Here is a 26,988-nt window from a genome sequence, read left to right as displayed (position 1 = left end):
ATCAGTTCGCCCCGAAAGCCAGCACGGTCAGCGTGGTGTTGATGTGGAACCCCGAGTAGATCTCGAAGTGCACATTCATCCCAGCGGCCGTGGGAGCGACCTTCATCGCCTCTGACAGCTGGGGCACCGAGCCGGTGGCGCCCGCGTACCACATGCGTCCGCTGCAGTGGAACAGGAGCGTGGCCTGGGGGTTGGGCACCCGGCGCGGCAGCTCCTCGGTGAAGAAGGCGCGCGTCATGCCCGCCATGTCGCCAATCTTCATCAGCTCCAGCTCGCTGCCTTCCTCGAGCAGGTTGGCGAACAGGATGGAGCCGTCCTCCAGCGGCCGCCACGCGGCGCGGATGAAGTACTCCCGGCCCACCTTGAGCGCGGTGGGCCGCACCGCGAAGCCACGCGGACTGCCGAACTCCAGGTCCTCCGGGCGCACGTCCAACAGCTCCGCGTAGCGCGCCGCCGCGGGCTTGCCGTCGATCTCCAGCGCGCGCGTGTGCGTCTCGTCCACGCGGGTGATGGTGAGCTTCTCGCCGGTGGGCACGTACCAGTGCGAGCGCAGCGCGCCCCACGGCGCGTTCGTCTTGAACAGGGCCACCAGCACGCCGTCGCCGGCCACCTCGCCGTCCACGTGCACCAGCGCGGACTGGCGCGCGGGGTCCCGGCTGTAGTCGCTGGCACCGCCGCCCACGAGCACCAGCGTCTGGCTCTTGTCGAGGATGCCCAGCAGCAGCTCCTCTTTCTTGTAGCGGAAGCCGTCGTCAATCACGAGCCCGACGTAGTGGCGCGGATTCAGGTCCTGCTGCCGGACGCCCAGTTCCTCGCACGCGCGCTTGATGGCCGCGGCGCCCGCGCCGAACGCGTCCACGGTGAGCCCGCTGCCCAGCCCCAGGCCCACCTCGAAGTCGCCGGACATGGCGCCCAGCACCACGGTGTCCTCGTGGATGCCGTCGTTGTCCAGCTCTCCGCCGGTGGTGGCGCCCACCAGGCGGGTCTCCTTGGGCAGCCGCGCGCGCACCGCGCGGTTGAGTTCCAGCTGATTGCGGTTGCGCGCCGCGAACAGCGTCACCAGCTTGGGCGGTGGCCCGTTGAGTTGTCGTAGGAGGTCCTCCGCGGCAGCGGCCGGCTCGGCGAGTGTGGTGCGAGCCGTCTGCATCTTCACTTGTGCCATGGAGAACCTCCTCGAGAAGGGCGGCGGCCTAGAAGCCGCTGCCCGGGTGTGTCTTGTGGCAGGCGCCGGTGCACTGCTGGAAGGATTCGCGGCCCCCGCCGACGTACATGCTTTCGATGGGGCCGAACTTCGCCACGTGGCTGTCCGGGTAGCTCTTGTGGCACGACAGACACGCGGCCTTGCTGGTCCGCTGCGTGCTGTCCTGGGTCAGGTGGCAGGAAGAGCACTTCTCCAGCGGCGCGTCGAACCGGTTCGAGCGCGAGTGGATGAAGTGCGTGCGCACGACGATGGGGCCTTCCAGCTCGAAGCCCAGCGGCGCGTGGCACGCCGCGCACGCGGCGCGGTTGTCGTTGCCGTGCAGCACCTCGGCCAGCTGGCCGCCCTGGCTGTGGCAGCTGTTGCACGGGCCGGTGGTCAGCTTGGCCTCGGTGTGCACCGGGCTGCCCACCTGGATCTCGATGGTGCGCGACGCCGGCCGGTCCTCACCCAGGTACACGCGGCGAGCCTTGGCGGACACCAGATAGGTGCCGGGGCGCGCGTCCGCCGGGATGTGGTACGTCCACGTGTCGCTCACGGGCGCGTCCCAGCGGCCCTCGTTGGGGAAGAAGGCGCCGCCGAAGAGCTTGTTGGCCGGCGGGAACGTCATGAACTGGCCATAGACGCCATCGCGCTCGGGGGTCGCCACCGTCTGCACGTCCGCCGAGTCATCCAGGAAGGCCTCCAGGTCGATGATGGTGCGGATGGGCTGGATGTCCTGCGCCGGCCCGATGAGCTGCGTCATCATCATCCGCTCCCGGTGCTTCCGCCGGTAATACGTCGTCGTCGGGTCGAAGAAAGCTGAATAATACTGAATTCCCGCCGCGTTGCCGGGGGCGCCGGGCGGAACGGTCTCATTGTAGGTGGGCAGGCTGCCCTTGGGGTGAAGTCGCTTGCCGGCGCCGTCACGAAGTGTGAGCTGGAAGGTGATGTCCGACCCAGGGGCGTAGGTTCCGTTGGCGCCCGGCGGCGTAAGGGGCTGGATGTCGATGCCGAAGCCGTAGGCGAACTCGGGGTTCTTCACCTGCTCCACGGGGATGAGCCAGGGCGCGGCGGGGCGCAGGCTCCAGCGCAGGCGCACGCCGCGGGTGTCCGCGCGGAAGGTGAGCGTCTGGGCCTTGGAGTGCTCGTAGGCGTTTCTGAGCTCCACCAGGGCCTCTTCCTCGAAGACCTTGGCGCCCGCGCAGCTCTCGGTGCTGACGCAGTCGCGCGTCCACTGGATGGCGCGGAAGCGGCGGATGAAGAAGTCGTCCTGGTTGGTGCGGCGCTCGTGCTCGGTGCCGGCGTTGAGCACGATGGGCAGGCCGGTGAGGAAGCCGCGCGCGTCCACCGGCTCCACGATGAAGAAGCTGGGCAGGTCCATCCACGCCGCGCCGCGGAAGAAGCGCCGGCGGGTATAGGTGCCGTCCGCGTTGGACAGGAGCACGAACTCCTGGTCCGCCTGCTGCACGCCCATCCAGCCCACGCCGGTGAAGTCACCGTCGCGGCGCAGCCCGTTCACGCCCTCGTCCTTGAAGGCGTTGATGGACGCGCGGATGTCCAGCTGGTTCACGTAGAAGGCCTGGCCGGCGCGCACCTTCAGGGGCACGCCCTGGCCATTGTTCACTTCCAGGGCCAGTGGCACCGCGGGCGCCTGGGTCGGCCGGCGCGCGAGGTCCGCGTCCTCCGCCGCCAGCGCCTGTCCCTGGGACTCCAACGATGCCGGCTCGCCGTCCGCCTCCTGCCCGCCACACGCCACCATCAAGCCCGCCAACATCGCCAGCAGCGAGGCACGACCGGGGACTCCTGAGGGGGATGCAACGCGCGCTAGACGCGTCCAAGGCGTCCGAGCTGCTCCAATGCCACCCATGGGGGAACTCCTTCGTACGTGTGAAAGCGGACGCCTGGGGGACGTCCTGGCCGGTGGAGCCGAAGGCCTCGTTCGCTGGGGGGCGAGGAGGGCGGCGTCCGTCCTGTTTCCGACTTTCCGGAGAGCAGGACTTTTTAGCCGTACGAAGAATATCCGTATTGAACAGACAGGTTCAACTTTTAAGAAACAATTCCGCTGGGAACTGAACTCTGAGTGTTATCAAAGAGATAGAAAGACATGCCTGGGGTGGAGTCACCCCAGGGCGCTAGGCACGGGCCTCGGCCGCGAGGGGGATGGACGCGGCGGGGAGGCGGGGAAGCTCCACCGTGAATTCCGAGCCTTCCCCGACTCGGCTGTGGACCCGGATGGTGCCGCCGTGGGCCTCGACGAGCTGGCGGACGATGTAGAGGCCCAGGCCGAAGCCGGGCTGGTGGCCGCCGGCGAGGCCCCGCTCGAAGCGGGAGAAGAGGCGCTCCTGGGCCTCGCTGGGGATGCCCACGCCGCGGTCGCGCACGACGAGGCGGGCGTGGCGGGCGTCCACCTCGACGTGCACCTCCACGGGCTGACCCGGGCCGAACTTGAGGGCGTTGCTGACGAGGTTGGTGAGGACGCGGTCCAGGCGCTGGCGGTCCCAGGGGCCGGTGGCGCCATCGTCGGCGCGCACGCTCAGGGCGCACCCAGCGGCGGCGGCCTGGTCCGCGTGGCGGTCCACCACCTCGCGCGCCAGCTCGGCCAGGTCCAGCTCCTCGGTGTCCAGCACCAGCCGGCCCGCGGACAGGCGCGACAGGTCCAGCAGGTTGTGCACCAGCCGGCCCAGGCGGAGCGTCTCGCCCTCGGCGAGGGTGAGCCCGTCGCGCAGGCGCGCGTCCGGGGTGCTCGCGGTCAGCATGCGCAGGCGCCGCAGGCGGAGCTGCAGGGAGCTGAGCGGGTTGCCCAGGTCGTGCGCCGCCACGCCGATGAGCTCCAGCGCGCCCTGGGCTTCGGCCAGCAGCCGGGCGTTGTCCATGGCGAGCGCGGCGCGCGCGGCCAGCTCCTCCAGCAGCGCCTGGTCCGCGGCGCCGTAGCGGCGGTGGGGGCGGGTGGACAAGAGGCTCAGCGCGCCCACGATGCGCGGGCCCACCGCCAGCGGCACGGTGAGGGCGGAGCGCACGCCCAGGGCCCGCCACAGCTCACCCTGGGCGCTGTCTCGCACGGCGGGCGGCAGCCGCTCGGGGTCCACCTCCAGGAAGCGCTCGGCGCGGCCGGTGTGCACCACGCGCCCAGGGCCGGTCTCGTCGGCCTCGGGGCTGCCCAGGAGCGGCTCCCACAGCCGCTCGCGCGTGCCCTGGTCCGCGCACGTCACGGCCACCGGGCGCACCACGCCGTCATCGTCCTCCGAGTACAGGACGCACGCCTCGGCCATCTCCGGGACGCACAGGCGGGTGAGCGCCGCGCCCAGCTCGGGGGCGCTGGCGAGCGGGGGCAGCACGCGGCCTGCCTCCACGAGCAAGGCCTGCATGCGCTCCACGCGGCGGCGCTCGGTGATGTCGCGCGTCACCTCGGCGAAGCCCTGCAGCCGGCCGCGCTCGTCGTGCAGCGCGGTGAGCAGCGTCTCGGCCCAGAAGCGCGAGCCGTCGCGCCGCAGTCGCCAGCCCTCGGACTGGAGGCGACCCTCGCGCGCGGCGCGCTCGCGGTAGCTGCGGGGCAGCCCGGTGGCCAGCGCCTCCTCGGGGTGGAGCACCTCCACGCCCAGCCCGACGATGTCCTCGGACGTCCACCCGGTGAGGCGCTCGGCGCCGGTGCTCCATCCGGACACCGCGCCGTCCGGCTCCAGGAAGCACAGCGCGTAGTCCGACACGCCGTCCATGAAGAGGTGCAGCCGCCGCTCGCTCTGCACATGCTCGTTGTGCAGCGGCTCCAGTGAGCGCCGCAGGACGAGCCCCAGCGCGCCCACGCCCGCCAGCCCCAGCACGCCCGCTATCAGCGCGTGGTGCAGCCAGCCCCGAGCCGCCTCGTGCTGCGCGAACAGCCGGGCCACCAGCGCGCTCTCGGCGGTGTCCGCCAGCGCCTCCATGCGCTGCTCCACCTCCTGGCGCGCGGGCGTCTCCTCCGCGCGCACGCGGTGCTCCAGCGGGTCCAGGAGGTTGCGCGCCGCCGCGTCCGCCACGTGCACCTCGGCCAGCTCCTCGGCCTTGCGCAGGGCGGCCACCTCGGGCCGGAAGTTCTGGCCGGCCGGGTGCGTCTCCAGCCGCTGCAGCGAGGCCCGGAAGCGCTCGCGCGCGACTTCCCGCGCCCTCAAGTCCGCGGGCGCGCCGGACAACATGTAGCCCCGCCCCGTGGCCACCATCTCCGCGAAGGCGCGCCGCAGCCGCTCCACCTCCACGAGGAAGTCGGAGGCCTGGTGCGTGCCCGAGTCCTCATCGGACGCGAGCGTGCGCGCGGTGGACAACAGGGTGCCGAGGAGGACGAGGCCGGTCAGGAGGCAGGCGGACAGACCTGCCCCCACTCGCTGAGCGAAGGTCCAACGGCGCAGCATGTTGCACTCCCCCCGAACGGCACCGAGTGCTTGCGTGCAGTACAGCCCTCAACATCACCGATGCGGGCCCTGCCCCAACATGGGACCCACGGACGGGGCCTCGTTGACCCATGGACAGCGCGCTCGCCCCGAGGGCGTGGCCGAGGTGGCCGTGGCGCGCGGACCGAGCCGCGCAGGCGCGGACCGGACCGGGCGTCTGGCCGTGGACACTGCGAGGGGGGGCGGCGGCAACCGGGGGAGTTGACCGGGGCGCGGGGAGGTGCAGGGGGGATGGCAACGTGATGGCCTTCGCCGCGGGCCGGAGTTATGGAGCGCCATGTCCCTCGTTGAAGGTTTGAAGGTCCGCTACCTGCCCCAGCCCGAATGGGGCGTGGGGCATTTGCTGTCGCTTCAGGAGGAGGGGGCTCGGGCCCTCGTTGCCTTCCCGGGGCGCGAGGACGCGCCCGTGCTGGTGTCCGCCAAGGGCGGGGCGCTGGTGCCCACCGCGCTGGCCCGGGGCGAGCCGGTGCAGACCCCCAAGGGACGCAAGGCCGTCATCCTGGGCGAGGAGCCCGGCGCGCGCGGCCTGCGCCGCTACGTGGTGCGCTTCGCGGACACGGGAGAAGAGGACGAGCTGCCCGAGTCCGAGGTGCGCGCGCTGCCGCCGCGCTCGGACCTGGTGTCCACGCTGCGCGAGGGGCGCGTGGGCGAGGCGCGTGCCTTCACCCTGCGCAAGCAGGCGTTGATTCTGGACGACGAGCGTCGCGGTGACGCGCTGGGCGCGCTGCTCGCGAGCCGCGTGATGGTGAAGCCGCATCAGGTGGGTGTGGTGCAGCGCGTGCTGTCCGCGCGGCGTCCGCGCTTCGTGCTCGCGGACGAAGTGGGCCTGGGCAAGACGATTGAAGCAGGCATGGTGTTCAGCGCGCTGCGGCTGGTGGGGCTGGCGCGTCGCGTGCTCGTGGTGGCGCCCAGCCACCTCACCGTGCAGTGGCTGGTGGAGCTGTTCCACAAGTTCAACCAGCTCTTCACGCTGATGGACTCGGATCGCCACGCGCAGTCCCTCAAGGAGGCGCCCGGCGTGTCGCCGTGGGCGCGCTTCCCGCTGGTGGTGACGAGCCTGGAGCTGCTCGCGCGCTCGGAGGAGCACCGCCGCGAGGTGGCTGGCGAGGACGCGTTCTGGGACCTGGTCATCATCGACGAGGCGCACCACCTCAAGGGCGAGAAGGCCTTCGCCGCGGCGCGCGGACTCGCCGCCAACTCGTGGGGCCTGTTGCTGCTGACCGCCACGCCCATGCAGTTGGACCCGGCCGAGTACCACGGCCTGCTCACGCTCATCGACGCGGCCACGGCGCCCACCGTGGAGGGCTTCGAGGCGCGGCTCCAGCGGCAGGAGGAGCTGTCCGCCGCGGTGCGCTCGCTGCTGGAAGGCGGCAAGGCCTCCGAGGCGGTGCGCGCGCTGGCCAGGCGCTTCCCCGAGGACAGCCGCCTCACGTCACTCAAGGACCGCGAGGCGCTGCTGGCGCACCTGGCGGAGACGTACAGCTTGTCCGACCGATTGGTGCGCAACCGGCGCGCGGTGGTGGGCGGCTTCTCCACGCGGCGCCTGCACCGCCATCCGGTGACGTTGAGCCCCGAGGAGCTGAAGACGCGCGACGCGGCGCTGGCGGCGCTGGCGAAGTCATCGCTGCGGGGCGCGCCGCTGGGCAACGTGCTGCGCCGACTGGAGTCGAGCGCCGCGTCCTTCGCGGGCGCGGTGCGCTCCAACCCGGCGCTCAAGGACTCGGGCCTGAAGCTGCCCGCGCGCGACGCGAAGTTCTCCGCGTTCCTGCGCGTGCTCCAGGGCGTCATCTGGAAGGGCGAGCCGCGCGCGAAGGTGCTCGTGTTCACCGAGAGCCGCGACACGCTGGACATGCTCCAGGCGGAGCTGGGGCGCGAGGGCGTGGAGTCGCTCGGCTACCACGGCGACCTGCCGCTGGTGGAGCGGGACCGGCAGGTGGCGCGCTTCCGCGATCCGGAGGGCCCGAAGGTGCTCGTGTGCACGGAGGTGGGCGGCGAGGGCCGCAACTTCCAGTTCGCGCACCACCTGGTGCACTACGACCTGCCCTGGAGCCCGGCCACGGTGGAGCAGCGCATCGGTCGGTTGGACCGCATTGGCCAGTCGCACCCGGTGGAGATCCACGTGTTCGACCCGGCGGGCACGCTGGCGGCGGACGTGCTGATGCTGCTGTCGGACGCGGTGGGCGTCTTCGGCGAGACGGTGGGCGGCCTGGACGCGGTGCTGGAGGAGGTGGAGGACCGGCTGGCGGAGCTCGCGCTCGTGCCGCGCGAGGAGCGCATGGCGTACGCGCAGGAGCTGAAGACGCGCGTGGAGGCGGCGCGGGCGCAGGTGAAGCGCGCGTATGATCCGCTGCTGGACCTGCGCAGCTTCGACAAGCCGGCGGTGGAGCGGCTGGTGAAGCGCGCCCTGGCTCGCATGGGCGAGGAGCCCGACGAGGACGCCGAGGCCCAGCCCCTGGAAGACGGCCTGTGGGGCGTGGCACGGGACCTGGACGAGCGCCTGGAGGAGACCGTCACCGAGCTGGCGCGCCGCGTGGGCATCGGCGTGGACACGGACGAGCAGGTGGATGCGTTCCAGGTGGCCTTCCACTTCGGCCACGCGCTCAAGGTGGACGGGCTGCCGGGCATCGACGTGCTGGAGGACCGCACGGTGCTGGGGACCTTCTGGCGCGACACCGCCGTGGAGGCCGAGGAGCTGGAGTACTTCGCCACAGGCCACCCGCTGGTGGAGGCCCTCTTCGGCTTCCTGCGCGATGGCCCGTATGGCCGCAGCGCCTTCCGAGCCATCGAGAAGCGCGGCCCCCAGAAGGCCCGCGGCCTGGAGTTCCTCTTCCACGTGCAGCTCCCCGAGCCCGAGGACACCTCACCGGGCGCGCGCGTGCCCAGCCGTCAGCTGGCGCGCTTCCTGGAGCGCTCGCTGCTGCACCTCGCGGTGGTGGAGTCCGCGGGCGGCCCCAAGGCCGATGCCTCGGTCCTCCACGCGCTGGAGATTGAAGGCCGCGCGCTCAAGGGTGACGAAGTGCTGCGCGCGTTCCCGGGCTTTGGCGCCTTCGTGGACGCGGCGGTGCCCGTGGCCGAGGAGGCCGCCGCCGCCGCGCTGGCGAAGCTGGCCACCCAGGCGCGCAAGGGCATCGAGGCGGAGCGGGACGCCGCGCTGGAGCGGCTGCGCCTGTCGCTCACGCACCAGGGGCTCGCCGCCGAGGCGGTGGAGGCCCAGCTCGGCGCCGAGCGCGCGCACTACGAGCGGCTGCTCCAGGCGCTCGCGGGCGCGAAGCCCGTGCTCGACGCCGCCTCCGGTTTCACGCTGAACCGTTGAGCGGCGGCCACCGGGGGCGGAAGGCTGAAACTTTCCGTCCCCGGCCATTTGACTGATTCCTCGATTGTCGAGAATCTGCGAGCTGGAGTGTCCGTCTCCCCCCGCTCCTGGATGCTCTCCCCAATCCTATGGCTGGTCAGGCTGCACAGACCGCGAAGCAATCCGGCCAGGCGGCCGTGGAAGCAGCCCTGAGCCTGCCGCTGGTCGTGTTCCTCCTGCTGGGCACGCTGCAGCTCTTCATGATGTTGCAGGGGCGCATCCTCGCGCAGGTGGCGGCCTACCGGGCCGTGCGCGCGGGGAGCCTGAACCACGGGGACTGCCGCCCCATGATGCACGCGGCGATGGTGACGATGCTGCCCACGGTGGCGCGCACGGACTCGGGCGCGCGGCTGGCCAAGGCCTTCGAGCGCCGACGGGACAACCGCTACGACGTGCGCAGCTCCTACGGCGAGGACTTCCAGGGGCCGATGATCGAAATCGTCCGCGAGTCGCCGGACGCGGACTGGGTGCGAGGGCTCGACTCGGGCGAGGACCTGATGTTCGACGCGCCCACGGATTCGCGAGCCGAGGTGCGCGCGCGCACGCTCGAGATCCGCATGGTGGCCTGGTACTACATGCGCATCCCGTTCGCGAACTGGGTGATGAGCCGCATGTTCCTGGCTCACTTCCACCTCAAGCGCTACACGGCGGCCAATCCCCTCATGCCCGTGCAGAAGCAGTCGGACTGGTGGGGCGACGAGCCGCTCACGCTCGGCCCGGATGACTGGCCCGGCGGCGACTTGGGACAGCGGATGGTGGCCTGGAGCGACAGCGGCCATTTCGTCTTCCCCATCCAGGTCAACGCCTCCATGCGGATGATGACGCCCGCCATGGCGGACTACTTCCAGCGGGGGGGCGCATGCCCGGTCACCGGATTCTGAGGCTCCGTCGGGGACAAGCGCTGGTGCTCTTCGCGCTGACGCTGCTCCTCATGGCGTTGATGGTGCTGATGACGCTGGGCTTCGGCATGCGCGCCAAGGAGCGCGTCGAAATCCAGATGGCGGCGGACGCGGCCGCGTACAGCGAGGCCGTGTCGGTGGCGCGCACCTTCAACGCCATCGCGGTGATGAACCGCGCCCAGGTCGCGCACATGGTGGCGATGGCCGGCACGCAGGCCATGATCAGCAAGAGCGGCCAGGTGTACGCGGCGCACCAGGTCGCGTGCCCGGGTGACGTGCTCGAGGCCGCGTGGTTCGCGGCGGACAAGGCCGCCGCCGCCCAGACGCGCGCGCTCCAAGGCCAAGCGGGCTCGCTCTACAGCGCCTCGCTGACGCTCTACTCGAAGCTGCTCACCGAGCAGTTGGGAGCTCAGAAGCTGGCCGCGCGCATCGCCCGCGAGGCGAACGCGGAGCTGCAGGCCCCGGCCGAGGGCGCCGCCAAGAGCCTGATGGAGGTCAACGGCGACGGCCCCGTGCCCGAGGAGTCCGAGGTCATGCAGGGCCAGAAGACCGGCACGTCGCCCGGTGGCGGCTGTGGCGCTGTTTCTGGCGCGGTGTGTCCGGCCGGTGGCAGCACGCGGCCCTCGCTGCACGCGACCATGGGCAGCCTGGGGTGGACGTGGGTGCACAACCGCGCGGGCGGCTCGGCGGGGTTCGGCTCGGGCAACGCGGCTTCGTCCGCGGCCTTCCGGCACTACAACAGCCCGGCTGGCATGGATCCATCTCGCTACGGCACGGTGTCGGGACGCAACTCGTGGGGCCATGACCACGCGACCGTGGTGATCCCCACGCGTTGCATCAACCCGCCCAAGCCGCCGGTGGTGCCGGTGACGGGCGCGTGGGTGATGTCCGACGAGCGCCAGACGCGCGAGGACCAGCACGTGTACGGCGCGCGCGCGCCTCCGGGCCAGCAGCCCGAGAACGCGGAGGAGATGGGGGACCGCCACACGCTGGGCACCTGCGTGGTGTGCCCGGGCATCTGGCCGTTCGCCATGGGCTACAACACCACGGCGCTCGGAGCGGGCGGGGGCAACCAGTACGGGCAGCCCAAGCTGTACTCCATCCTGTTCCGCGACTACGCGAGCGACTCGCGCCGCAAGCACCCGGACCCCTGGAACCTCTACTTCCGCTTCCACTTCACCGAGCAGAGCGACACCGAGTTCGACAACGCGAGCCCACTGGGCCGCATCCAGCCCACGGGCCGCGAAGAGGTGCCGCGCAACCAGGTGGCCCTCGCGGCGGGCATCGCCTACTACCACCGGCCCCGGCCCGCTTCGGCGGGGGGCGGTTGGCGCGAGCCGCCCAACTTCCTCAACCCCTTCTGGCGCGCCACGCTGGTGAGCGCCGAGGGCTCCGACGACGACAAGCCCGCGGAGAGCCTCTCCACCGCGGGCTTCACCGACCACGCCGCGGCCCTGCGTCAGTTGGACGCCGCGGGCTACCGGGGCGGCAGTCGGCGCGGCGGAAGGTACTGAGCCATGCGCACGCACGCGGCCCGACGCGGGCAATCGCTGGTGGAGACGTCGCTGGGGCTGATGGTGTTCGTCACCATCCTCCTGTTCGGCATCTACTTCGCGGAGGTGGGCGCCATCACGCTGAAGGTCCAAGAGGCGGCCAACTTCGCGCTGTGGGACGCCACGGCCCACGTGCAGCACTCGCCCGAGTCCAACGAGTGGCAGCGCGACAACGCCGTGTCGCTCGCCGAAGCCGAGGCCTCGCGGCGCTACCAGGACTTCGACGGACGCGAGAGCAAGGGCGCCGGCGCCGTCACGCTCCAGCAAGCCATCGCCCGCGCCACGCCCATCCAGGTGAAGTGCGAGGCGGGCCTGCCCAACGGCCTGCGAGGCATCACCCCCAATGACGCAGGGGGAGGCTCGGCGCTCGCTCAGGCCATGAACGTGGTGTCGCCGGGCATGACGTGCACGGCGTCCTCGGGGCTGAGCGCCTCGCGCATCGGGAAGTTCCTGGAGCCACCGTTCAAGGAGACGCAGCGCAAGGCGGCCAACGCCTTCACCGTGTGCGCCGCGGGACGCGCGAAGGGTGGCGCGTGCCCGGGACGCTTCTCGCTCCTGCTGGATGACTGGGGCTTGGCGGGCGTGGCCGAGGGACGCTCCTGCGCGCTCAACATCAACGGTGCCAGCCGCTGCGCCAACGCGGACTACTACCAGTGGACGGAGCGCGTGTACCGCGCCAACGGTGGTGGCGGTGGGGCGGGCAGCGCGCTGGCGGCGGTCGTGGGCGCGCCCGGCGTCAACGAGGACCAGTTCTTCATGAGCTACCGCGGCGAGGAGGACGGCTACGAGGAGAACATCGGCCCCACGCACGCGGGGGGCCAGTCACGTTGGGAGGTCACGCCCTTCCACGTGCCGCCGGGCGGTCCTCGCTACGACGTACCTCGGGAGAACAGTTGGCTGGGCGGTGTGCCGCGGTGAGCGCTCGGCGCGACAGCGCGCGCTTCGCGGCGTGGCTCCTGGCGTGCTTCGTGGGACTGCTGTCGCAAGTGGCCCGTGCGCAGCAGGACGGCGGCAGCGAGCCTCCGCGCTTCGCCTGGCCCTCGTTCCGGGTGTTGTCCCATGTCGAGTCGAGCGAAATCGTCGAGGCCGCGGGCCTGCCGGTGGCGCTGCGAGCGGTGCGGGTGAAGGAGTCTCCCGCCGAGGTGGTGCAGAAGCTCGCGGACGCGTTCCTCGCAGCGGGGCTCTTCGTTCCTTCTGGACGTGAGCAGCCGCAGCTCGCGCGCAATGCCGCCATGCTCACCGCGGCGGACATGCCTCGGGGCATCACGTACACGGCCATCCTCCAGGCGCAACCCGATGGCACCACGCTCGTGTACCTGGGCGAGGCGAACCACGTGCTGCGCCGCGCGCCCGACGCCTCCCCTGACTTCGCGCCGCTTCCTCCCGACGCTCGCGAGGTGCTGCGAGTGGGCGGGGAGGGTTCGCGAACCCTCGCGTTCCACGTCGCGCTCAGTGGTGAGCAGGTGGATGCGTTCTACGCGCGCGCGCTCCCCGCCGCGGGTTGGAAGCGCGGAGACGAAGCCGGCCTGTACACGCGCGCGAACGAAGAGCTGCGCGTGGTGCACCAGCCCGGCGCCGGCGGACTTCGAGCGGTGGTGCTGGTGTATCGAGGCCGCGCCCGGTAGTCGCGATGCGGTGACGTTGCCGCACCCACGCCGAGACGCAACGCCGAGCGCGGTGCCGTGACGCGGCTGAATCGAGGCCGCGCTCGGGGTTCGCGAGCACCGGGGTGAGCAGTGTTGGACGCGGCCCCGAGTCCCAAGGGTGATGGTCGCAACGGGGTGGCTTCCCCACGTTCGCGGACATGACGCTGACGACATTGGGGTTGTTGTGGCTGCTCAACGCGGCTCCGGGAGTGGCCACCGCGCCCGCCGCCGCCGAAGCCGAAGGGCAGTCGCAGGAATGTGAACAGGCCGCCACGCGGCGCCTTGGCGGACAGACCTTCATCTTCCCCATCCTCCAGCAGACCGCCTTCGTCACCACGCACGTGGGCATCCGCGAGGGAGTGGCGCGCTATTCGGTGCCGCAGCTCCCCGCCGGACAGCTCGGCGCCTTTGACGTCACGCTGACGGGTTTCCAGCAGACGCTCGACCTGGGCCTGCGCGTGACGCCGTGGCTGGGCCTGACGGGCTTTGCTCGGGCCAATGTGGTCAGCGGCGTGAATGCCGCGTCGCTGCTCGCGAGCGGCGCATCGTTCGAGTTGCTCGGCGAGCTGGGCGTGGTGGGGCGCGTGCTGCGCGTCGAGGAGACCGGCACCCAGCTCTCTGTCCGAGGCCACTTCGGTCTCAGCAACGAGCGCGGCATCCAGATGCTGCCCTTGGTGGACGCCATCGTGAACTCGCCTCAGCCCACCGTGGGCTCGGTGGTCGACGGCAACCTGAGCCAGCTCTTGTTGTTGCCCAAGACCGAGAAGACGGCGGGCGGTGGCTTCTTCGTGGCGCAGGCGCTCGGCACGTGGTTCTCGCTGCAGGCCTCCGCCAGCGCCGAGTACGCGTGGCAGAAGCGGAAGCCCTTCGATGTGTCGTTGGGCGTTCGCTCCGACCAGGTGACGCACGCGGTGCGCGTGGACCTGGCGCTCGCCGCCGCCGTGGACTTCCAGCCCGTGGTGCACGTCCCCGTGGGCCTCATGGGCGAGTACGCCCTGCGCACGGGCTCGCAGCAGGAACTGGTCCGCAAGGACCGCACGCTCGGCCTGAGCACGATGGCCCTGGGGCTCTATTACACCGGGCGCCCCAGCCTCCAGGTGGGCCTGGGCGCGGTGGCCACGCTGTCCGCCGAGCCCCTTCAGGGCCTCGGGGCCGAGGGCCGCGACCAGGAATCCGACAAGCCCACGCTCACCTATGCGCAGCTCATCCTCCGCTACATCTGGTGAGGCGCGCGGGCGTCAGTAGCTGCCACCCAGTTGCAACAGCGCGTGGTAGCGCCCGTCCAGCGCCTCCTGTCCAGGGACCAAGGCGAAGTCCTGGCCGAACAGGAAGCTGAAGCCGCCGCGAAACTCGGCGGTGAGTGACGGAGTGAGCTGGTAGCGCAGGCCGGCACCGAGGGGCGCGTAGCCGCCCGTGTCGTCGATGAACTGGAACGAGAAGCCGTGGCGCACGGAGTAGCGCTCCACGCCGATGCCCGCGTAGCCGAAGGGCTGGAGCCGCGTGGAGGTGATGGCCACGGTGAACGCGGCCTGCGCGCCGTTGCGCACGATGTCCGGGCCGCCGTTGCCGCGCGAGCCCTGCACGTCGTTGATGCCGCCGCTGTAGCCCACCTCCACGCCCAGCAGGTTCGTGGCGCGGTAGCCCACGAGCACGCCGTAGGTGAGCCCGGGGTTGAGGTTGGGGGCCAGCTTTCCGGTGTAGCCCTCCACTCCGGCGCCGAAGAGGAAGTAGGGCCCTCTCCAGTCGATGTAGCCGGCGTTCCGGGCCGAGGCGCCTGGCGACGCGCCCAGCGCCTCGCCCGCCAGCAGCGCGACACACAGCCCCAGTCCGATGCCCGCCCTCATGCCTGCCCCCTTGGCGTGTTCACCCCGCGAAGGAAGGTGGAGCAGCGGTGCCGAGGGGACAACCTCCGAGCGAGCGGGCCCCAGGCGGGCCGCGCGCGGCGTCAGGTGCGCAGCTTCTCGCGCAGCGCCTTGGCTCGGCCCTGGGTGTCCGGGTCGGAGCCCGTCAGCTCCACGGACTTCAAGCGCTGCTCCAGGCTCTGCGGCACCTTCGCCTTGAGCTTGCCCTCTTCCTGGAGCGCCTCCAGCTTCGCCAGCGCCTTGTCCACGATGCGCTCGCGCGGGTGGTCCAGGAGGCTGTCGAGGAAGTACGCGTCGTCGGGCAGGTCCGGATACTTCTCCAGGTAGTCCACCACGGCCGCCACCCACGCGGCGCGCGTCTCGGACTCCTGGACCTTCATCATCGCCTGCTTCTGGGCCTTGCGCTTGCCGTCGGGGTCGAACGTCTTGGCGAGCCCCTCGGGCAACTCGCCGCCCGTGAAGAGCGCGTCCGCCGCCGTCTTGTATTTCTGGTAGCTGGCGCTGCGCTCAATCTTCTGCTGCGCCGGGTCGTCCTGGCGGGAGTGGTAGCGGCTCTTGCCGCGTTGGGCATCCAGCTCGCGCCAGCTCTTGTTGCGCTTGCCGCTGAAGCCACCACCGTCGTTGTCGTCCTTCGCCATCCTTCATCTCCCCTTGCGGGCTTGCCACAGCGCCGCCAGTCCTCGCCGGACGAGGGGACGCAACCGCTCCAGTTCCTCGGGGGACAGGGGCTGCTCCTCGTCTTGCTCCGCCTCGAACAGCGCTTCGTCCGCGTATGCCTGGAGGCTGACGGGCACGGGCGGAGCGTCCGAATCCTTCTCCAGCGCCGCCGGATCCACGAACCCAGGCCCCGGCGGGCAGCCCAGCTCCAGCATGGCGTGCAGCTCGAAGAGCAGGTGGCGGGCGACGCCGTATCCTTCGTCCGTGAGCCCCGCGGCGTCAAGCGCGCCCAGCAAGCCATCCTGCCGGTTCTCGAACGCGTGCAAGAGCCGTGTGCGCGCCTTCTCGTCGTCTTCCAGATAACGCCAGGCGGCCTCCACGAATTCGCTGGAGGGCTCGCCCGGATGGAAGGGCGCGGGCGCCGCGCGCCGTTCCTTCTTCGGCCGGGGGGCACGCGGCCCCTCGTCCTCCAGTCGGATGGCGGCGCCTTCTTCCACCAGGTCCCAGAGGCCCAGCAGGTTCTGGTACAGGCGCCGCGCCAGCTCGGGAGAGGGGAAGCGCGGCTCCTCGGGGAAGAGCGTGGGGATGACGTCGCTGTGCGTCCGTCCCTTCGCGTGCGCCTCGCGCATGCGCGTGAGCACCTCGGTGGTGTCGCAGGGGCTGCCTGCGAGGTCCAGCAATCCATCCAGCGTCTGCGGTCCCTCGAACTGACGGGTGAACTCGGTTCCTCGGTCGCGGCTGCGGCTCATGGGCGCGCGGACCGTATCAATGGGCGGGCCACTCGCCCATCAACTCATCCTGGTGTTCCTTCGGATTGCCGGTCCAGGCGAAGTCTTCGGGCACGTGGCCACCCCCATGTTGGGCCTCGCCATCCCAGCTCACGTCCGGGTAGCGCGGGTCGAAGCCCGGCAGGCGAGGAGGCTCGTCCGTGACCTCGGTGCGAGGCCAGGGCGGGACGCTGAACGGTGTGTCGAGCGGCGAATCGGGAATCTCGATGGCCATGGAAGACCTCCAGTCGGGGCCAAGACACTTCAAGCTGTGCAGCGTCGGGCGTGGCGTCCGCGGTCGGGCGGACGAGCGTCCGGTTGTCTTCCGTTTCCACGCGCGCGCTCCTAGTCTGGCGCCCTTCATGTCAGACCCCTCGCAAGAGACTCGGAAGCGCGCGATGCAGGCCCTGTACGGAGTTCGCGCGGTGGAGGGACCGCCCGGCGAGAACGGGCTGCGCACCGTCTGGCACCTGGGCGCGGCGGGCGCGGAGCTGCTGTCCCTCGTGGATCGCGACGGGCGCGTGCAGCGCCAGGAACTCACGCTGCTGGAGGACCACTGCGTGTGGGCCAGCGGCGAAGGCGTGCGCACCGGCCGCGTCGAGCGGGGCGAGGGTGCTCCAGGAGGCCCCGCGTCCTCGGTGGTCCAGACGGACGTGGAGCTGGTGCCCGGGCGCGTGCTGGAGGTCGCGAGCGCGCTGTCCTCATACGAAGGACAGGACCGTTACATCCTCCACATCCAGCGCGTGCTGGCGCTCGCTCGCGAGGGCCTGGAGCTGGCGCGCATCGACGCCACGCGCGCGAAGCCCGTCGCGGTGGCGCCCGAGCCGCCCGTGGTCGAGGCCGAGCGCCCCGCGGAGCCGCTGCGCTTCGGTCAGTCGTTGCCCAACGAGGTGCTGCCGCCGGTGGTGCGCCACTCGGAAGGGCTGGTGATGCTCGCCGTCTTTGGCGTGGCCACCGCGTTGACCGTGGTCCTGCTCTTCTGGCTTCTCTGATGGACCTGCCGCGGCGCGGGGCGGGGCGCCAGGCTCCGCTGTCCCAAGAGCCGCCGCATGTCCACGCCCCACCCGGAGGCGTGCTGCGCGGGCGCCAGCGGTGATGGGCGCTCGCCATGGCCTGTCGCGCTCGGCGGATGCGCGTCCAGGACGAGCAGGCCCGCCAGCGCCCCGGTGAGGACCAAACCGCCCATCCACTCCAGCGCGTGCGGTCGACGTTCCCTCGCGCGCCGCGCCCCCATCGCGAACGCGAGCACCGCCAACAGCGCGATGCACGTCCAGCGCGCGGCATGCAGCGAGGCCACGTCGTCCAGGCGCTCGGGCAGCTCCAGGCTCGGCCCGTGCCCGAGCCGGTTGAGCAGGGCGAACAGGTGGTGCGCCTCCATCGCGCCCACCAGCGCCACGCACGCGAGCACGGCGGACAGCGCGCTGCCCAGTAACAGCACGCCTCGTGTCCCCGGCCGCGCGCCATGCTCTCTCGCGCACGCGGGAGCCAGCCGCGCCAGCGCGAGTCCCACCGCGAGCGCGCCCAGCAACATCGCGCTGGTCCACGCCCCCAACAGTCGAGGTGCCATGGCCGCCGCGGTGCCCGAAGGCAACAGCCCACCCGCGTCCATCAGCTCCATCGACGGCGGCTCCCCCCAGGCCGCCTCCAACTGCACTTCTGTCCCCAGCAGCCCCAGCATCCACGGCAGCGTGGCCACGCCCACCATCACCGCCAGCGGCACCGGGCGCCCCAGGCCCGTATAGGCGAGCATCAACGTCAGCAGCGGCACCGTCACCAGCAGCGTCAGCGCCACCAGCGCCGCGAAAGGACCTGCCGCCCTCACGACGCCCGACAGCCCCCCGGCATCGCCCAGGAGCTGCGGAAGGACGAGGCAGGACAAGGCCACGATGGCGGGCAGGGTCGCCGCGCCGAGCAGACCTGGGGTGAGGCGAGGACGGGCCGGAACAAGCATTTCCGGCAATAGTAGTCTCTCCTGCTAAAGCTGTGAATTCAGACTGGGGGACGACCCACCAGCCAATACACGACGGAGCAGAGGGTGCCGACGACGGGGGCGAGGAGGATGCCCACGAGGAGGATGCGTCCGCACTCGGGGCCTTCGCACCCCAGGCGGCCGTAGGCGATGACGCCGCCCACGAGGATGGGCGCGTTCATCCCGGCGACGAAGAGGCCCAGGCCGCGCAGGACGAGGCCGCGATACCAGGTGCGCGTCCACAGCCGGAACACGAGCGGGACGAGCGCGAGCGTGAGGGTGGTGGCGGTAGCGAGGGCGAAGTGCTGCGCGGCCACGGCCACACACGCCAGGCCCGCGAGCGCGAGGGCGGGCACCAGCAGCAGCGCGTTGAGGGACAGGGGCTCCCGAGGCGACGGCATGAGCGTGGGCCCGTCACGGTGGCAGAGCACGGATGCACGCGCAAGCACGGGCGCCGCGAGGAGGCTCAGGCGGCGACGGCGCCTTCGCCGAGCAACCGCGCGTAGCGGCCTCGACGGGCGAGCAGCTCCTCGTGCGTGCCCGCCTCGACGATGCGACCCGCCTCCATCACCGCGATGAGGTCCGCGTCGCGCACGGTGGACAGCCGGTGCGCGATGACGAGCACGGTGCGGCCCTTCATGAGCGCGGCGAGCCCCTCGCTCACGGCGGCCTCGCTCGCCGCATCCAGCGCGCTGGTGGGCTCATCCAACAGCAGCACCGAGGGCCGGCAGAGGAAGGCGCGCGCCAGGGCCAACCGCTGTCGCTGTCCACCGGACAGCCGTCCGCCGCGCTCACCTACGGGCTCGTCCAGTCCGCCGGGGAGCTGGCGCACGAAGTCCTCCGCGTGCGCCAACCGCAGGGCCTCCCACAGCGCCTCGTCCGTGGCCTCGGGGCGGCCCAGCCGCAGGTTGTGGCGCACGGTGCCGGAGAAGAGCACGGGCTCCTGCGGCACCCACGCGAGCTGCGCGCGCACGCTGGAGGGCTTCAGCTCCGCCAAGGACTGTCCATCCCAGCGCACCGCGCCGCCGCTCGGCGAGAGGAAGCCCAGCAGCACGGAGAACAGCGTCGTCTTGCCCGCCCCCGAGGCACCCACCAGCGCCACGCGCGCGCCCGCGGGCACCGTCAGGTCCACACCTCGCAGCGCCTCGCGTCCATCCGCGTAGGTGGCCCGCACGCCCTCAAGCTCGAGCGCGCGGGAGAGCGGCGCGGCCTCGGCGCCCACGTCCGGTGGCGCGGGCTCATCCGCGAGAGAGAAGAGGCGCTCGGCGGCGGCGAGCCCCGTGAGCACCTGCGACAGCGTGCCGCTCAGCGACTTCACCGGCTGGTACAAGAGCAGCGCCGCGGCCATGAAGGACAGCAAGCGCCCCGCCAGCCCTGGATCCACCGCCACCGCGCGCGCGCCCCAGGCCACCGCCACCGCCACGCCCACGATGCCCAGCAGCTCCACCGTGGGGCTCACCGCGCCGCGGATGAAGAGCGAGCGGCGCATCTCGGACAGGTACTCGTCCGCCTCGGCGTCGAAGCGGGTGAGCGCGCGGGGCACGGTGCCGTATGCCTGCACCACCGGCAGGTTCTGGAGCTGCTCGGCGGTGATGGCGGTGAGCGCCCCCAGGCTCGCCTGCGTGCGCGTGACGACCTTCTTCAGCGAGCGGGCGAAGCGGTTGATGGGCAGCACCGTCAGCGGCACCACCACGAAGGTGAAGAGAAACAGTTTCCCGTCGATGAGGAAGCACGTCGTCAGCAGGGCGAGGATTTGCAGCCCGTCTCGCACGTACGACGTGAGCGCCTGCGTGACGGAGAACTCCACCAGCGGCACGTCCGCGGTGAAGCGCGCCACCAGCTCCCCCGAGTGCCGGCGCTCGAAGAACGCGGGCGGCTGGGCGAGCAGGCTCTCGTAGAGGAAGCCGCGCAGGTCCGCCATGACGCGCTGGCCCAGCCGCTGCATCAGTCCTCCTTGGAGGAACTGCGCCGTGGACTTCACCAGGGCCACCGCCACCACCAGCAAAGGAAGTCGCTTGAGCAGCGCGTCCATGGGGAGCGCCACGCCCGCCACCGTGACAGGCGCGCCGGTCAGCACCGCGCGCAGCAGGGGGCCCACCAGCCAGGCGTAACCCGAGGTGGCGACGGCGGCCACGAGCGACGCCGAGGTCCCCGCCACCAGCAGCCCGCGATAGGGCCGCAGGTAGCCGAGCAGCCGGCGATAGACATGCGCGGAAGGACGGGGAGCCACGGGTGGGCGCGCACTCTGTCACCGATGCGACGAGGACGTCCAAGCCAAAGGGTCATCCTGGCCCCGTGTCCGTCGGCTGCCGTGCGGCCATGCGGACGCAGCCCGCAGGGCCGTTCGTTGCTCCCCGTGGGCCCGGCGGACAGGTTTCCGGGAGCCATGGAGACCAACAACGAGAAAGAGGCCCTGTTCAATCCGGGCTGCGAACCGGTGGTGGAGGAGGAGGACCGTCGTCGCCTGCTGTGGCTGATGGCCGAGTACTTCCGGACCATTGGCTACACGGACATCAAGGCCCGTCTGCCGGGCTTCATGCCTCCGCCCATCCTGTCCGGGACCATCGAGGACCATCGGCCGGATTTCACCTGTCGCCAATCCGACTCCGCCCATACGCCCATCATCCTGGAGATCGTCACACCGGAGCTGGTGGACGACCCGTTGGCGGAGAACCGCTGGAGCCTGCTGGCCAGTGCCGCGAAGCTCTACAACGCCGAGCTGCACTTCGTGGTCCCCAAATGGGCCGCCCATGGCCCCGTCGACCCGGCGCTCAAGCGTCGGCTGGCCCGCATGGAGCTCACGGTCAATCGCGTCTGGACCGTCTAGGGCCAACACCCCTGGATTGCTGGTGCGTTTCGCTGCGTTATAGTGATTCGGATTTGTACGCAGTAGGAAAACACCAGCAATTTCCAGGGGTTTGACGGAATGGCAGCGGCCGCGGGGCAGAAGCGCGACTACTACGAGGTCCTGGGCGTCCAGAAGACCGTGTCGGCGCAGGAACTCAAGAGCGCGTTCCGCAAGGTCGCGCTGCAGTACCACCCGGATCGCAACCCGGGGAACAAGGACGCCGAGGACAAGTTCAAGGAAGCCTCCGAGGCCTACGAGGTCCTGAGCGACGCGGAGCGGCGCGCGAAGTACGACCGCTTCGGCCACGCCGGCAACCCGTTCGAGGGCGCGGGCGGCGGCTTCCAGGGCGTCAACATCAACGACATCTTCGGGGAAATCTTCGGAGACATCTTCGGGGGCGCGCGCGGCGCTGGCGGCCGGCGGCAGACGAGCCGGGGCGCGGACCTGCGCTACAACCTGGAGATCTCCTTCGAGGAGGCGGCCTTCGGCTGCAAGCCCAAGGTCACCATCCCCCGGCCCAAGAAGTGCGACACGTGCTCGGGCTCGGGCAGCAAGAGCGGCGCGGGGGCTCGGACGTGCGCCTCGTGCGGCGGCAGCGGCGAGCTGCGCTACACGCAGGGTTTCTTCGCCGTGTCGCGTCCGTGCGGTGACTGCGGCGGCGCGGGCACCACCATCCAGGACCCGTGCGCGCGCTGCCGTGGCTCGGGCAAGATTCCCTCGGACGAGGTCATCGAGGTGGCCATCCCGGGCGGCGTGGACAACGGCACGCGCGTGCGCCTGGCGGGCATGGGCGAGCCTGGAGACCGAGGCGGGCCTCCCGGCGACCTGTACGTGACGGTCATCGTCCGCGAGCACCCGCTCTTCCAGCGCGAGGAGTACGAGGTCTTCTGCGAGGTGCCCATCTCGTTCACGCATGCGGCGCTCGGCGCGAAGATCGACGTGCCCACGCTCGACGGGAAGGTGAAGATGACCATCCCCGCGGGCACGCAGTCCGGCAAGGTGTTCCGCCTGCGCGGCAAGGGCATCCCGCATCTGCACAGCCAGCAGCGGGGCGACCAGCACGTGCGCGTGGTGGTGGAGACGCCCACGGAGCTGTCCTCGAAGCAGCGCGAGCTGCTGGAGCGCTTCGCGGAGCTGGCGGGCGAAGAGAGCCACCCGCAGTCCAAGAGCTTCTTCGCCAAGGTGAAGGAGCTGTTCGGCTAGCGAGCACTGGGGCGTGCGCGGTGAGCCACGTTCGCGTGGCCCCGCGGCCACGCTTCAGGGCGGTGCGCGAGGGCATGCGCGGTGCAATAGGGTGGGAGTTTTCCCTGGGGAATCTTCCCCCTGCTCCGTTGTCGACGGAGGCGCACCCGCGCTGCTATGCACCTCGCCATGGAAGTCCTCTCTGCTTCGCGCCGCGCGCTCGTCCTGGCGCTGGCCCTGCTGATGTCCGCCTGTCCCAAGGCACCCACCCGCACCGCTGGCGGGACGGGCGGCGAGAACCCCGAGGGCGAGCCGTTCCCCACCCGGCCCAGCCTGGAGGCGAAGCAGGACGCGTCCGCGGACGCGGCGCTCGCCCAGGCTCGGGCCACCGCGCAGGCCAGCTCGGACAAGCGCAAGGCCGCCGAGGCCTACCTGTCCGTGCGCAAGGCGTACCCCGCCACCACCGCGAGCCAGGAGGCCCTCTATCAAGCGGGCGTCCTGTTCTACGAGTCGCGGGACTACGTCAACGCGCGCAAGTCCTTCAACGAGCTGCTCTTCGAGAACCCGCTGTATCCGCGCGCGGATGACGCCAAGCACAAGCTGGCCCTCTCCGCGATGGCGGTGGGCGCCTACCGCGACGCGTACCAGACGCTCTCCAGCCTGGCCGAGCGCGCGGAGGGCGCGGAGAAGGAGCAGCTCCTCAAGGAACTCTCGCGCGCGGCCGAGGGCGCGGGCCTGTACTCGCAGGCGCTGACCATGGCCGTGAAGGACGCCGGCGAGGCCCAGGGCGCCGAGGCCCAGGCCCAGGCGGTGGCCAAGGTGGAGCAGTTGGTGGAGGGCCGCGCGGACTTCGTGGACATCGCGCGCGTGGCGGACGGGCTGTCTCCGTCCAATCCCGCGTGGCCGGTGCTGACGTTCAAGCTGGCGCGCATCTACTACCACCTGCGCGACTGGACGCGGCTGGAGGAGACGCTCCAGCGCTTCCTGCGCGAGGCGCCCAACAGCAGCTTCGCACCCCAGGCGCGCGAGCTGCTGGCTCGGGCGACCCGGCGCGTGGAGGCCAAGCCCAAGGCGGTGGCGGTGCTCTTGCCCATGACGGGCCGCTACCAGCCCATTGGCGAGGCGGTGCTGCGCGGCGTGCAGCTCGCGCTCCATGGCAGCGATATCGAGCTGGTGGTGAAGGACACGCAGGGCGACGTCAACAAGACGGGCCAGGCGATGGAGCAGCTCGCGTTCGATGACGGCGCCATCGCGGCGCTCGGGCCGCTGTTGACGGAGGACACCAAGCGCGCGGCGCTGGCCGCCGAGGAGCTTCAGGTTCCGCTGCTCACCATGAGCCGGCAGGAGGGCATCACCGACATCGGGCCCTACGTCTTCCGCAACATGCTGACCAACTCCGCGCAGGCGCGCGCCATCGCGGACTACGCGATGAACGTGAAGGGCTACAAGCGCTTCGCGGTGCTCTACCCGAACATCCCGTACGGCGTGGAGCTGGCCAACGAGTTCTGGGACGAGGTGCTGGAGCACGGCGGGGTGATGCGCGGCGCGGAGAACTACGCGCACGACCAGACCACGTTCACCAGCGAGGCCAAGAAGCTGGTGGGCCGCTACTACCTGGACGACCGCAGCGACTACGCCGAGGCCGTGCGCGACGTGCAGGGCGAGAACCTGGACGCGTTCCGCCGCCGCAAGGCGATGGAGAAGGCGCGCAGCGGCGTGGAGCCCATCATCGACTTCGAGGGCCTCTTCATCCCGGACGACTGGCGCCGCGTGAGCCTGGTGGCGCCGGCGCTGGCGGTGGAGGACATCGTCACCAACGCGTGTGACCCCCGCGACCTGGAGCGCATCCGCAAGACGACGGGGAAGAAGGAGCTGAAGACGGTGACGCTCTTCGGCACCAACCAGTGGAGCAGCCCGAAGGGGCGCTCGGGCCTGCCGGAGCTGCTGGAGCGCGGCGGCAAGTTCGTCACCTGCTCGGTGTACGTGGATGGCTTCTTCGTGGACTCGCAGCGGCCGGCCACGCGCCGCTTCGTGAAGGACTACCGCGAGGCGTACCGCGAGGGCGGGCGTGACCCCGGCCTGCTGGAGGCGATCGGTTACGACTCGGCGCGCATTCTGCGGAACATCATCGAGAAGCAGCGGCCCCAGACGCGCGCGGACATGCGGCAGGCGCTGGCGAACCTGAAGGACTTCGAGGGCGCCACCGGCAAGACGTCCATGAACGAGAAGCGCGAGGCCCAGAAGCAGCTGTTCCTCATCGCCATCGACAACAAGGGCGTCACCGAGATCAACGTGGAGAAGGAAAAGGCGGCGGCGGGAGGCTCGGGAACATGAAGGCGGGCGTGGGGTGCCTCGCGCTCGTCGCGGGGCTGGCGTTGGCGCAGGGCTGCGCGCATGCGCCCTCGGTTCCTCCCGAGACGCTGGCGCGGTTGATGGAGACACCGCGCGGCTATCTGGCGGGCCCGGTGGCGGGACTCGGGGGTGACACCTCCGTGCTCAACAACCAGGACTTCATCTGGGCGTTGGACTTCTCGCCCGAGGGTGGCCGGGTCGCGTACTCGCGCCTGGGGCTCAAGGCCTACAACCTGTCCGTGTGGTCGCTGACGCCAGAGCCTCGGCTGTTGACGGACCCCGACATCAACGCGCAGCAGTGGGACGTGGAGGGCGTGGCCTTCTCGCCGAACGGCGCGCGCGTGGCCGCGGTCAGCCGCGACGGCTCGGTGCGCGTGTTCGACGCGACCAACGGCCAGGTGCAGGGCGTGTTCACCACGGAGGAGCCGCTGGTGTCCGTGGCCTTCCACCCGAGCGGCCGATGGCTCGCGATGGGCAGCGCGCAAGGGCTCGTCTCCGTCGTGTCGGTGCCGGAGCTGACGTTCGCCGCGGAGCTTCGCGCGCACGCAGGCCCGGTGAGCGCGCTCGCGTTCGCGCTGGACGGGACGCTGTACACGGGCGGCTGGGACAAGCACGTGCGCGCGTTCCGCTCGTCCGAGCAGCGCGTGCGGGCGGACCATGCGCGCACGCGCTTCGTGCGGCAGGGCGGCTTCGCGGTGGTGCAGGGCAGCATCCAGGGCAAGGCCCCGGTGGCGCTCGCGCTGGATGCGCGCGCTCCCGCGGTGCTGCTGACGACGGCGGCGGCGGGCGCGGCGGGCATCAACGTGGCAGCGCTCACCGACAGCCTCTCGGTGCCCGGCGCGCTGGGGACGACGGTGGCGCGGCTGGCGCATGGCCAGTCCCTGCGCTTCAAGTCCCTGGCGGTGGACAACGTGGATGTGGCCATCTGCGACGCGTGCGTGCCGCAGGGACTTCAGGGTGTCCTCGGCGCGCCCTTCACCGACCGGGTGGAGGTGAGCTTCGACGAGGCGGCGGATGAGGCGCTCCTGAGCTTGAAGGGCGGGGCGCCTTCGGACGCGGGCGCGGTGGCCACGCTGGTGCTGGAGCCTCGCTCGGACTTCTCCTACGAGGGGCACGTCAACGACGTCACCGTGGACGCGCGCGGTGCCCGTTTGGGCGTGGCCTTCAGCGAGGAGAAGGCGGAGCGCTCCCGCACGGTCTACGAGCGCGAGCGCAAGAACATCGAGGAGCCACGCGGCCCGTGGAACGCGGGCGCGCTGGTGGACGCGGCGACGGGGCAGGTGCTCCGCAAGTGGGAGCGCCACCACGGCGTGGTGTCCACGGCGGCCATCTCTCCGGATGGGCGCGCGCTGGCCTCGGGCGGTTGGGACAAGTCCGTGTACCTGTTCGCGGAGGGCCAGGACGCGCCGCTGGGCGAGCGGGCGTTTGGCTGGTCCGTGCGGCGGGTGCGCTTCAGTCCGGATGGGCAGTGGCTGGGCGTGGCGGCCTGGACGCCGCAGAAGGCCACCGGCAATCAGGAGAGTGACCCCGCGGCGGTGCTCACGGGGGTTCGCTACGTGGCGCCCACCGTGGAGCGTCGCGAGCCGCCCGTCGCGGCTCAGTAGTTGAGGAAGATGGCGCTCCGGGGGACGCCTCGCTCCCGGAGCTGCGCCATGACTCCCTGCACCATCTCCGACTGTCCGCAGACGAAGGCGATGGCGTCCTGGAGGGGCTCCTCGCCCAGGTGGGCCTGGACGTAGCCGGTGAGGCCCTGCCAGCCGCTGACCCCGGGCTGGCTCACGGTGCGCACCACGCGCACGTGGCCCGCCTCCCACTCGTGCAACTCGTCCGAGTAGGCGAAGGCGCTGGGGGTGCGCGCGCCGAAGTAGAGCGTCACCCGACCGTAGGCGCCGCGCTCCTGGCGCAGGCTGGCGATGAGGGGGCGGATGGCGGAGATGCCCGAGCCCGTGGCGAACAGGAGCACGTCGCGCCCTCGGGCCTGCTCCAGCGGGAAGCCCTTGCCCTCGGGGCGGGACGCCTCCACCCGCGTGCCCACGGGAATGTGGATGAGGGCGTCGGCCAGGGGGCTGCCCCCCTTGAGGAGGAACTCCCAGCGGGTGCCGAGGGGGTCGGGCGGAGAGGCGATGGCGAAGAGCCCCTCCTTGTGGTCGGGCACCCGCAACCGCACGTACTGACCGGGCCGGACATGCGCGCCCACGAGCGGGGTACCGCCAATGTCGAGGACGAGGTCGGTGAGGCCATCCGCGGCGGGCGAGCGGGCGGCGATGGCTGCCGGGTGCCAGTCGGTCATGGGCCCAGTT

The 26,988-nt window shown here is 71.3% G+C and carries 21 protein-coding genes and 1 pseudogene; 12 read left to right on the top strand and 10 right to left on the bottom strand.

Going from position 1 to position 26,988, the window contains the following annotated elements; translation table 11 throughout:
• Window position 1 precedes the first annotated feature (1 nt).
• Together JGU66_05135 and JGU66_05130 are read right to left on the bottom strand one after the other, a co-directional pair.
• Window positions 2-1,162 (bottom strand): FIST C-terminal domain-containing protein, encoded by a 1,161-nt coding sequence (locus JGU66_05135; GenBank protein MBJ6760135.1) that lies wholly within the window; start codon window positions 1,160-1,162, stop codon window positions 2-4.
• A 28-nt stretch (window positions 1,163-1,190) separates the two neighbouring features.
• A complete protein-coding gene (locus JGU66_05130; GenBank protein ID MBJ6760134.1) occupies window positions 1,191-2,822 on the bottom strand; it encodes a cytochrome C in 1,632 nt (543 codons plus the stop codon).
• Between the two features lie 23 nt (window positions 2,823-2,845).
• Between JGU66_05130 and JGU66_05125 the strand changes: the two are divergent.
• Window positions 2,846-2,965: pseudogene (locus JGU66_05125) on the top strand (polymer-forming cytoskeletal protein).
• Window positions 2,966-3,312: 347 nt separating this feature from the next.
• Here JGU66_05125 and JGU66_05120 read toward each other — a convergent pair.
• Window positions 3,313-5,100, bottom strand: a complete 1,788-nt coding sequence (locus JGU66_05120; GenBank protein ID MBJ6760133.1) for a PAS domain S-box protein — start codon at window positions 5,098-5,100, stop codon at window positions 3,313-3,315.
• Window positions 5,101-5,878: 778 nt separating this feature from the next.
• Here JGU66_05120 and JGU66_05115 point away from each other — a divergent pair.
• The 6 genes from JGU66_05115 (at window position 5,879) to JGU66_05090 (ending at window position 14,277) form a co-directional block, all read left to right on the top strand.
• Window positions 5,879-8,914, top strand: a complete 3,036-nt coding sequence (locus JGU66_05115; GenBank protein ID MBJ6760132.1) for a DEAD/DEAH box helicase family protein — start codon at window positions 5,879-5,881, stop codon at window positions 8,912-8,914.
• A 128-nt stretch (window positions 8,915-9,042) separates the two neighbouring features.
• Window positions 9,043-9,834: a pilus assembly protein gene (locus tag JGU66_05110; protein MBJ6760131.1), complete on the top strand. Its 792-nt coding sequence runs from the start codon at window positions 9,043-9,045 to the stop codon at window positions 9,832-9,834.
• Complete coding sequence (locus JGU66_05105) at window positions 9,813-11,366, top strand: pilus assembly protein (GenBank protein MBJ6760130.1); 1,554 nt, start codon at window positions 9,813-9,815, stop codon at window positions 11,364-11,366. Before JGU66_05110 ends, JGU66_05105 begins: the two co-directional genes overlap by 22 nt.
• Window positions 11,367-11,369: 3 nt before the next feature.
• Window positions 11,370-12,323 (top strand): hypothetical protein, encoded by a 954-nt coding sequence (locus JGU66_05100; protein ID MBJ6760129.1) that lies wholly within the window; start codon window positions 11,370-11,372, stop codon window positions 12,321-12,323.
• A 68-nt stretch (window positions 12,324-12,391) separates the two neighbouring features.
• Window positions 12,392-13,030: a hypothetical protein gene (locus JGU66_05095; protein ID MBJ6760128.1), complete on the top strand. Its 639-nt coding sequence runs from the start codon at window positions 12,392-12,394 to the stop codon at window positions 13,028-13,030.
• Between the two features lie 179 nt (window positions 13,031-13,209).
• Window positions 13,210-14,277 (top strand): hypothetical protein, encoded by a 1,068-nt coding sequence (locus JGU66_05090; protein ID MBJ6760127.1) that lies wholly within the window; start codon window positions 13,210-13,212, stop codon window positions 14,275-14,277.
• A 12-nt stretch (window positions 14,278-14,289) separates the two neighbouring features.
• Here JGU66_05090 and JGU66_05085 read toward each other — a convergent pair whose 3' ends face one another.
• The 4 genes from JGU66_05085 to JGU66_05070 form a co-directional block, all read right to left on the bottom strand.
• Entirely contained in the window at window positions 14,290-14,895 is a 606-nt protein-coding gene (locus JGU66_05085; GenBank protein MBJ6760126.1) for an outer membrane beta-barrel protein, read from the bottom strand.
• Between the two features lie 101 nt (window positions 14,896-14,996).
• Window positions 14,997-15,551, bottom strand: coding sequence for a hypothetical protein (locus JGU66_05080; protein ID MBJ6760125.1), 555 nt, complete (start codon window positions 15,549-15,551; stop codon window positions 14,997-14,999).
• Between the two features lie 3 nt (window positions 15,552-15,554).
• Window positions 15,555-16,319: a hypothetical protein gene (locus JGU66_05075; protein MBJ6760124.1), complete on the bottom strand. Its 765-nt coding sequence runs from the start codon at window positions 16,317-16,319 to the stop codon at window positions 15,555-15,557.
• A 16-nt stretch (window positions 16,320-16,335) separates the two neighbouring features.
• A complete protein-coding gene (locus JGU66_05070) occupies window positions 16,336-16,572 on the bottom strand; it encodes a hypothetical protein (GenBank protein ID MBJ6760123.1) in 237 nt (78 codons plus the stop codon).
• Between the two features lie 127 nt (window positions 16,573-16,699).
• Here JGU66_05070 and JGU66_05065 point away from each other — a divergent pair, with 127 nt between their 5' ends.
• Window positions 16,700-17,329, top strand: coding sequence for a hypothetical protein (locus JGU66_05065; GenBank protein MBJ6760122.1), 630 nt, complete (start codon window positions 16,700-16,702; stop codon window positions 17,327-17,329).
• Window positions 17,330-18,326: 997 nt separating this feature from the next.
• Here JGU66_05065 and JGU66_05060 read toward each other — a convergent pair.
• Together JGU66_05060 and JGU66_05055 are read right to left on the bottom strand one after the other, a co-directional pair.
• Window positions 18,327-18,707, bottom strand: coding sequence for a hypothetical protein (locus tag JGU66_05060; protein ID MBJ6760121.1), 381 nt, complete (start codon window positions 18,705-18,707; stop codon window positions 18,327-18,329).
• Window positions 18,708-18,772: 65 nt separating this feature from the next.
• Window positions 18,773-20,536, bottom strand: coding sequence for an ABC transporter ATP-binding protein (locus JGU66_05055; GenBank protein MBJ6760120.1), 1,764 nt, complete (start codon window positions 20,534-20,536; stop codon window positions 18,773-18,775).
• Window positions 20,537-20,692: 156 nt separating this feature from the next.
• Here JGU66_05055 and JGU66_05050 point away from each other — a divergent pair, with 156 nt between their 5' ends.
• The 4 genes from JGU66_05050 to JGU66_05035 all read left to right on the top strand — a co-directional run bounded on the left by JGU66_05050 (window position 20,693) and on the right by JGU66_05035 (window position 26,292).
• A complete protein-coding gene (locus JGU66_05050) occupies window positions 20,693-21,133 on the top strand; it encodes a hypothetical protein (protein ID MBJ6760119.1) in 441 nt (146 codons plus the stop codon).
• 99 nt (window positions 21,134-21,232) lie between these two features.
• Complete coding sequence (gene dnaJ / locus JGU66_05045) at window positions 21,233-22,357, top strand: molecular chaperone DnaJ (protein ID MBJ6760118.1); 1,125 nt, start codon at window positions 21,233-21,235, stop codon at window positions 22,355-22,357.
• A gap of 168 nt (window positions 22,358-22,525) precedes the next feature.
• Window positions 22,526-24,670, top strand: a complete 2,145-nt coding sequence (locus JGU66_05040; protein MBJ6760117.1) for a penicillin-binding protein activator — start codon at window positions 22,526-22,528, stop codon at window positions 24,668-24,670.
• Entirely contained in the window at window positions 24,667-26,292 is a 1,626-nt protein-coding gene (locus tag JGU66_05035) for an aspartyl protease family protein (GenBank protein MBJ6760116.1), read from the top strand. Before JGU66_05040 ends, JGU66_05035 begins: the two co-directional genes overlap by 4 nt.
• Here JGU66_05035 and JGU66_05030 read toward each other — a convergent pair.
• Window positions 26,286-26,978 carry an NAD-binding oxidoreductase gene (locus tag JGU66_05030; protein MBJ6760115.1) on the bottom strand — a complete coding sequence of 231 codons (693 nt, stop codon included), beginning with the start codon at window positions 26,976-26,978 and terminating at the stop codon, window positions 26,286-26,288. The genes JGU66_05035 and JGU66_05030 overlap by 7 nt on opposite strands.
• Window positions 26,979-26,988 lie beyond the last annotated feature (10 nt).

The organism is Myxococcaceae bacterium JPH2 (assembly GCA_016458225.1).
In the GTDB taxonomy this organism is placed as follows: Bacteria; Myxococcota; Myxococcia; order Myxococcales; family Myxococcaceae; genus Citreicoccus.
The sequence above is the reverse complement of the archived record's forward strand: the minus strand, read 5'-3'. Positions and strand labels throughout refer to the sequence as shown.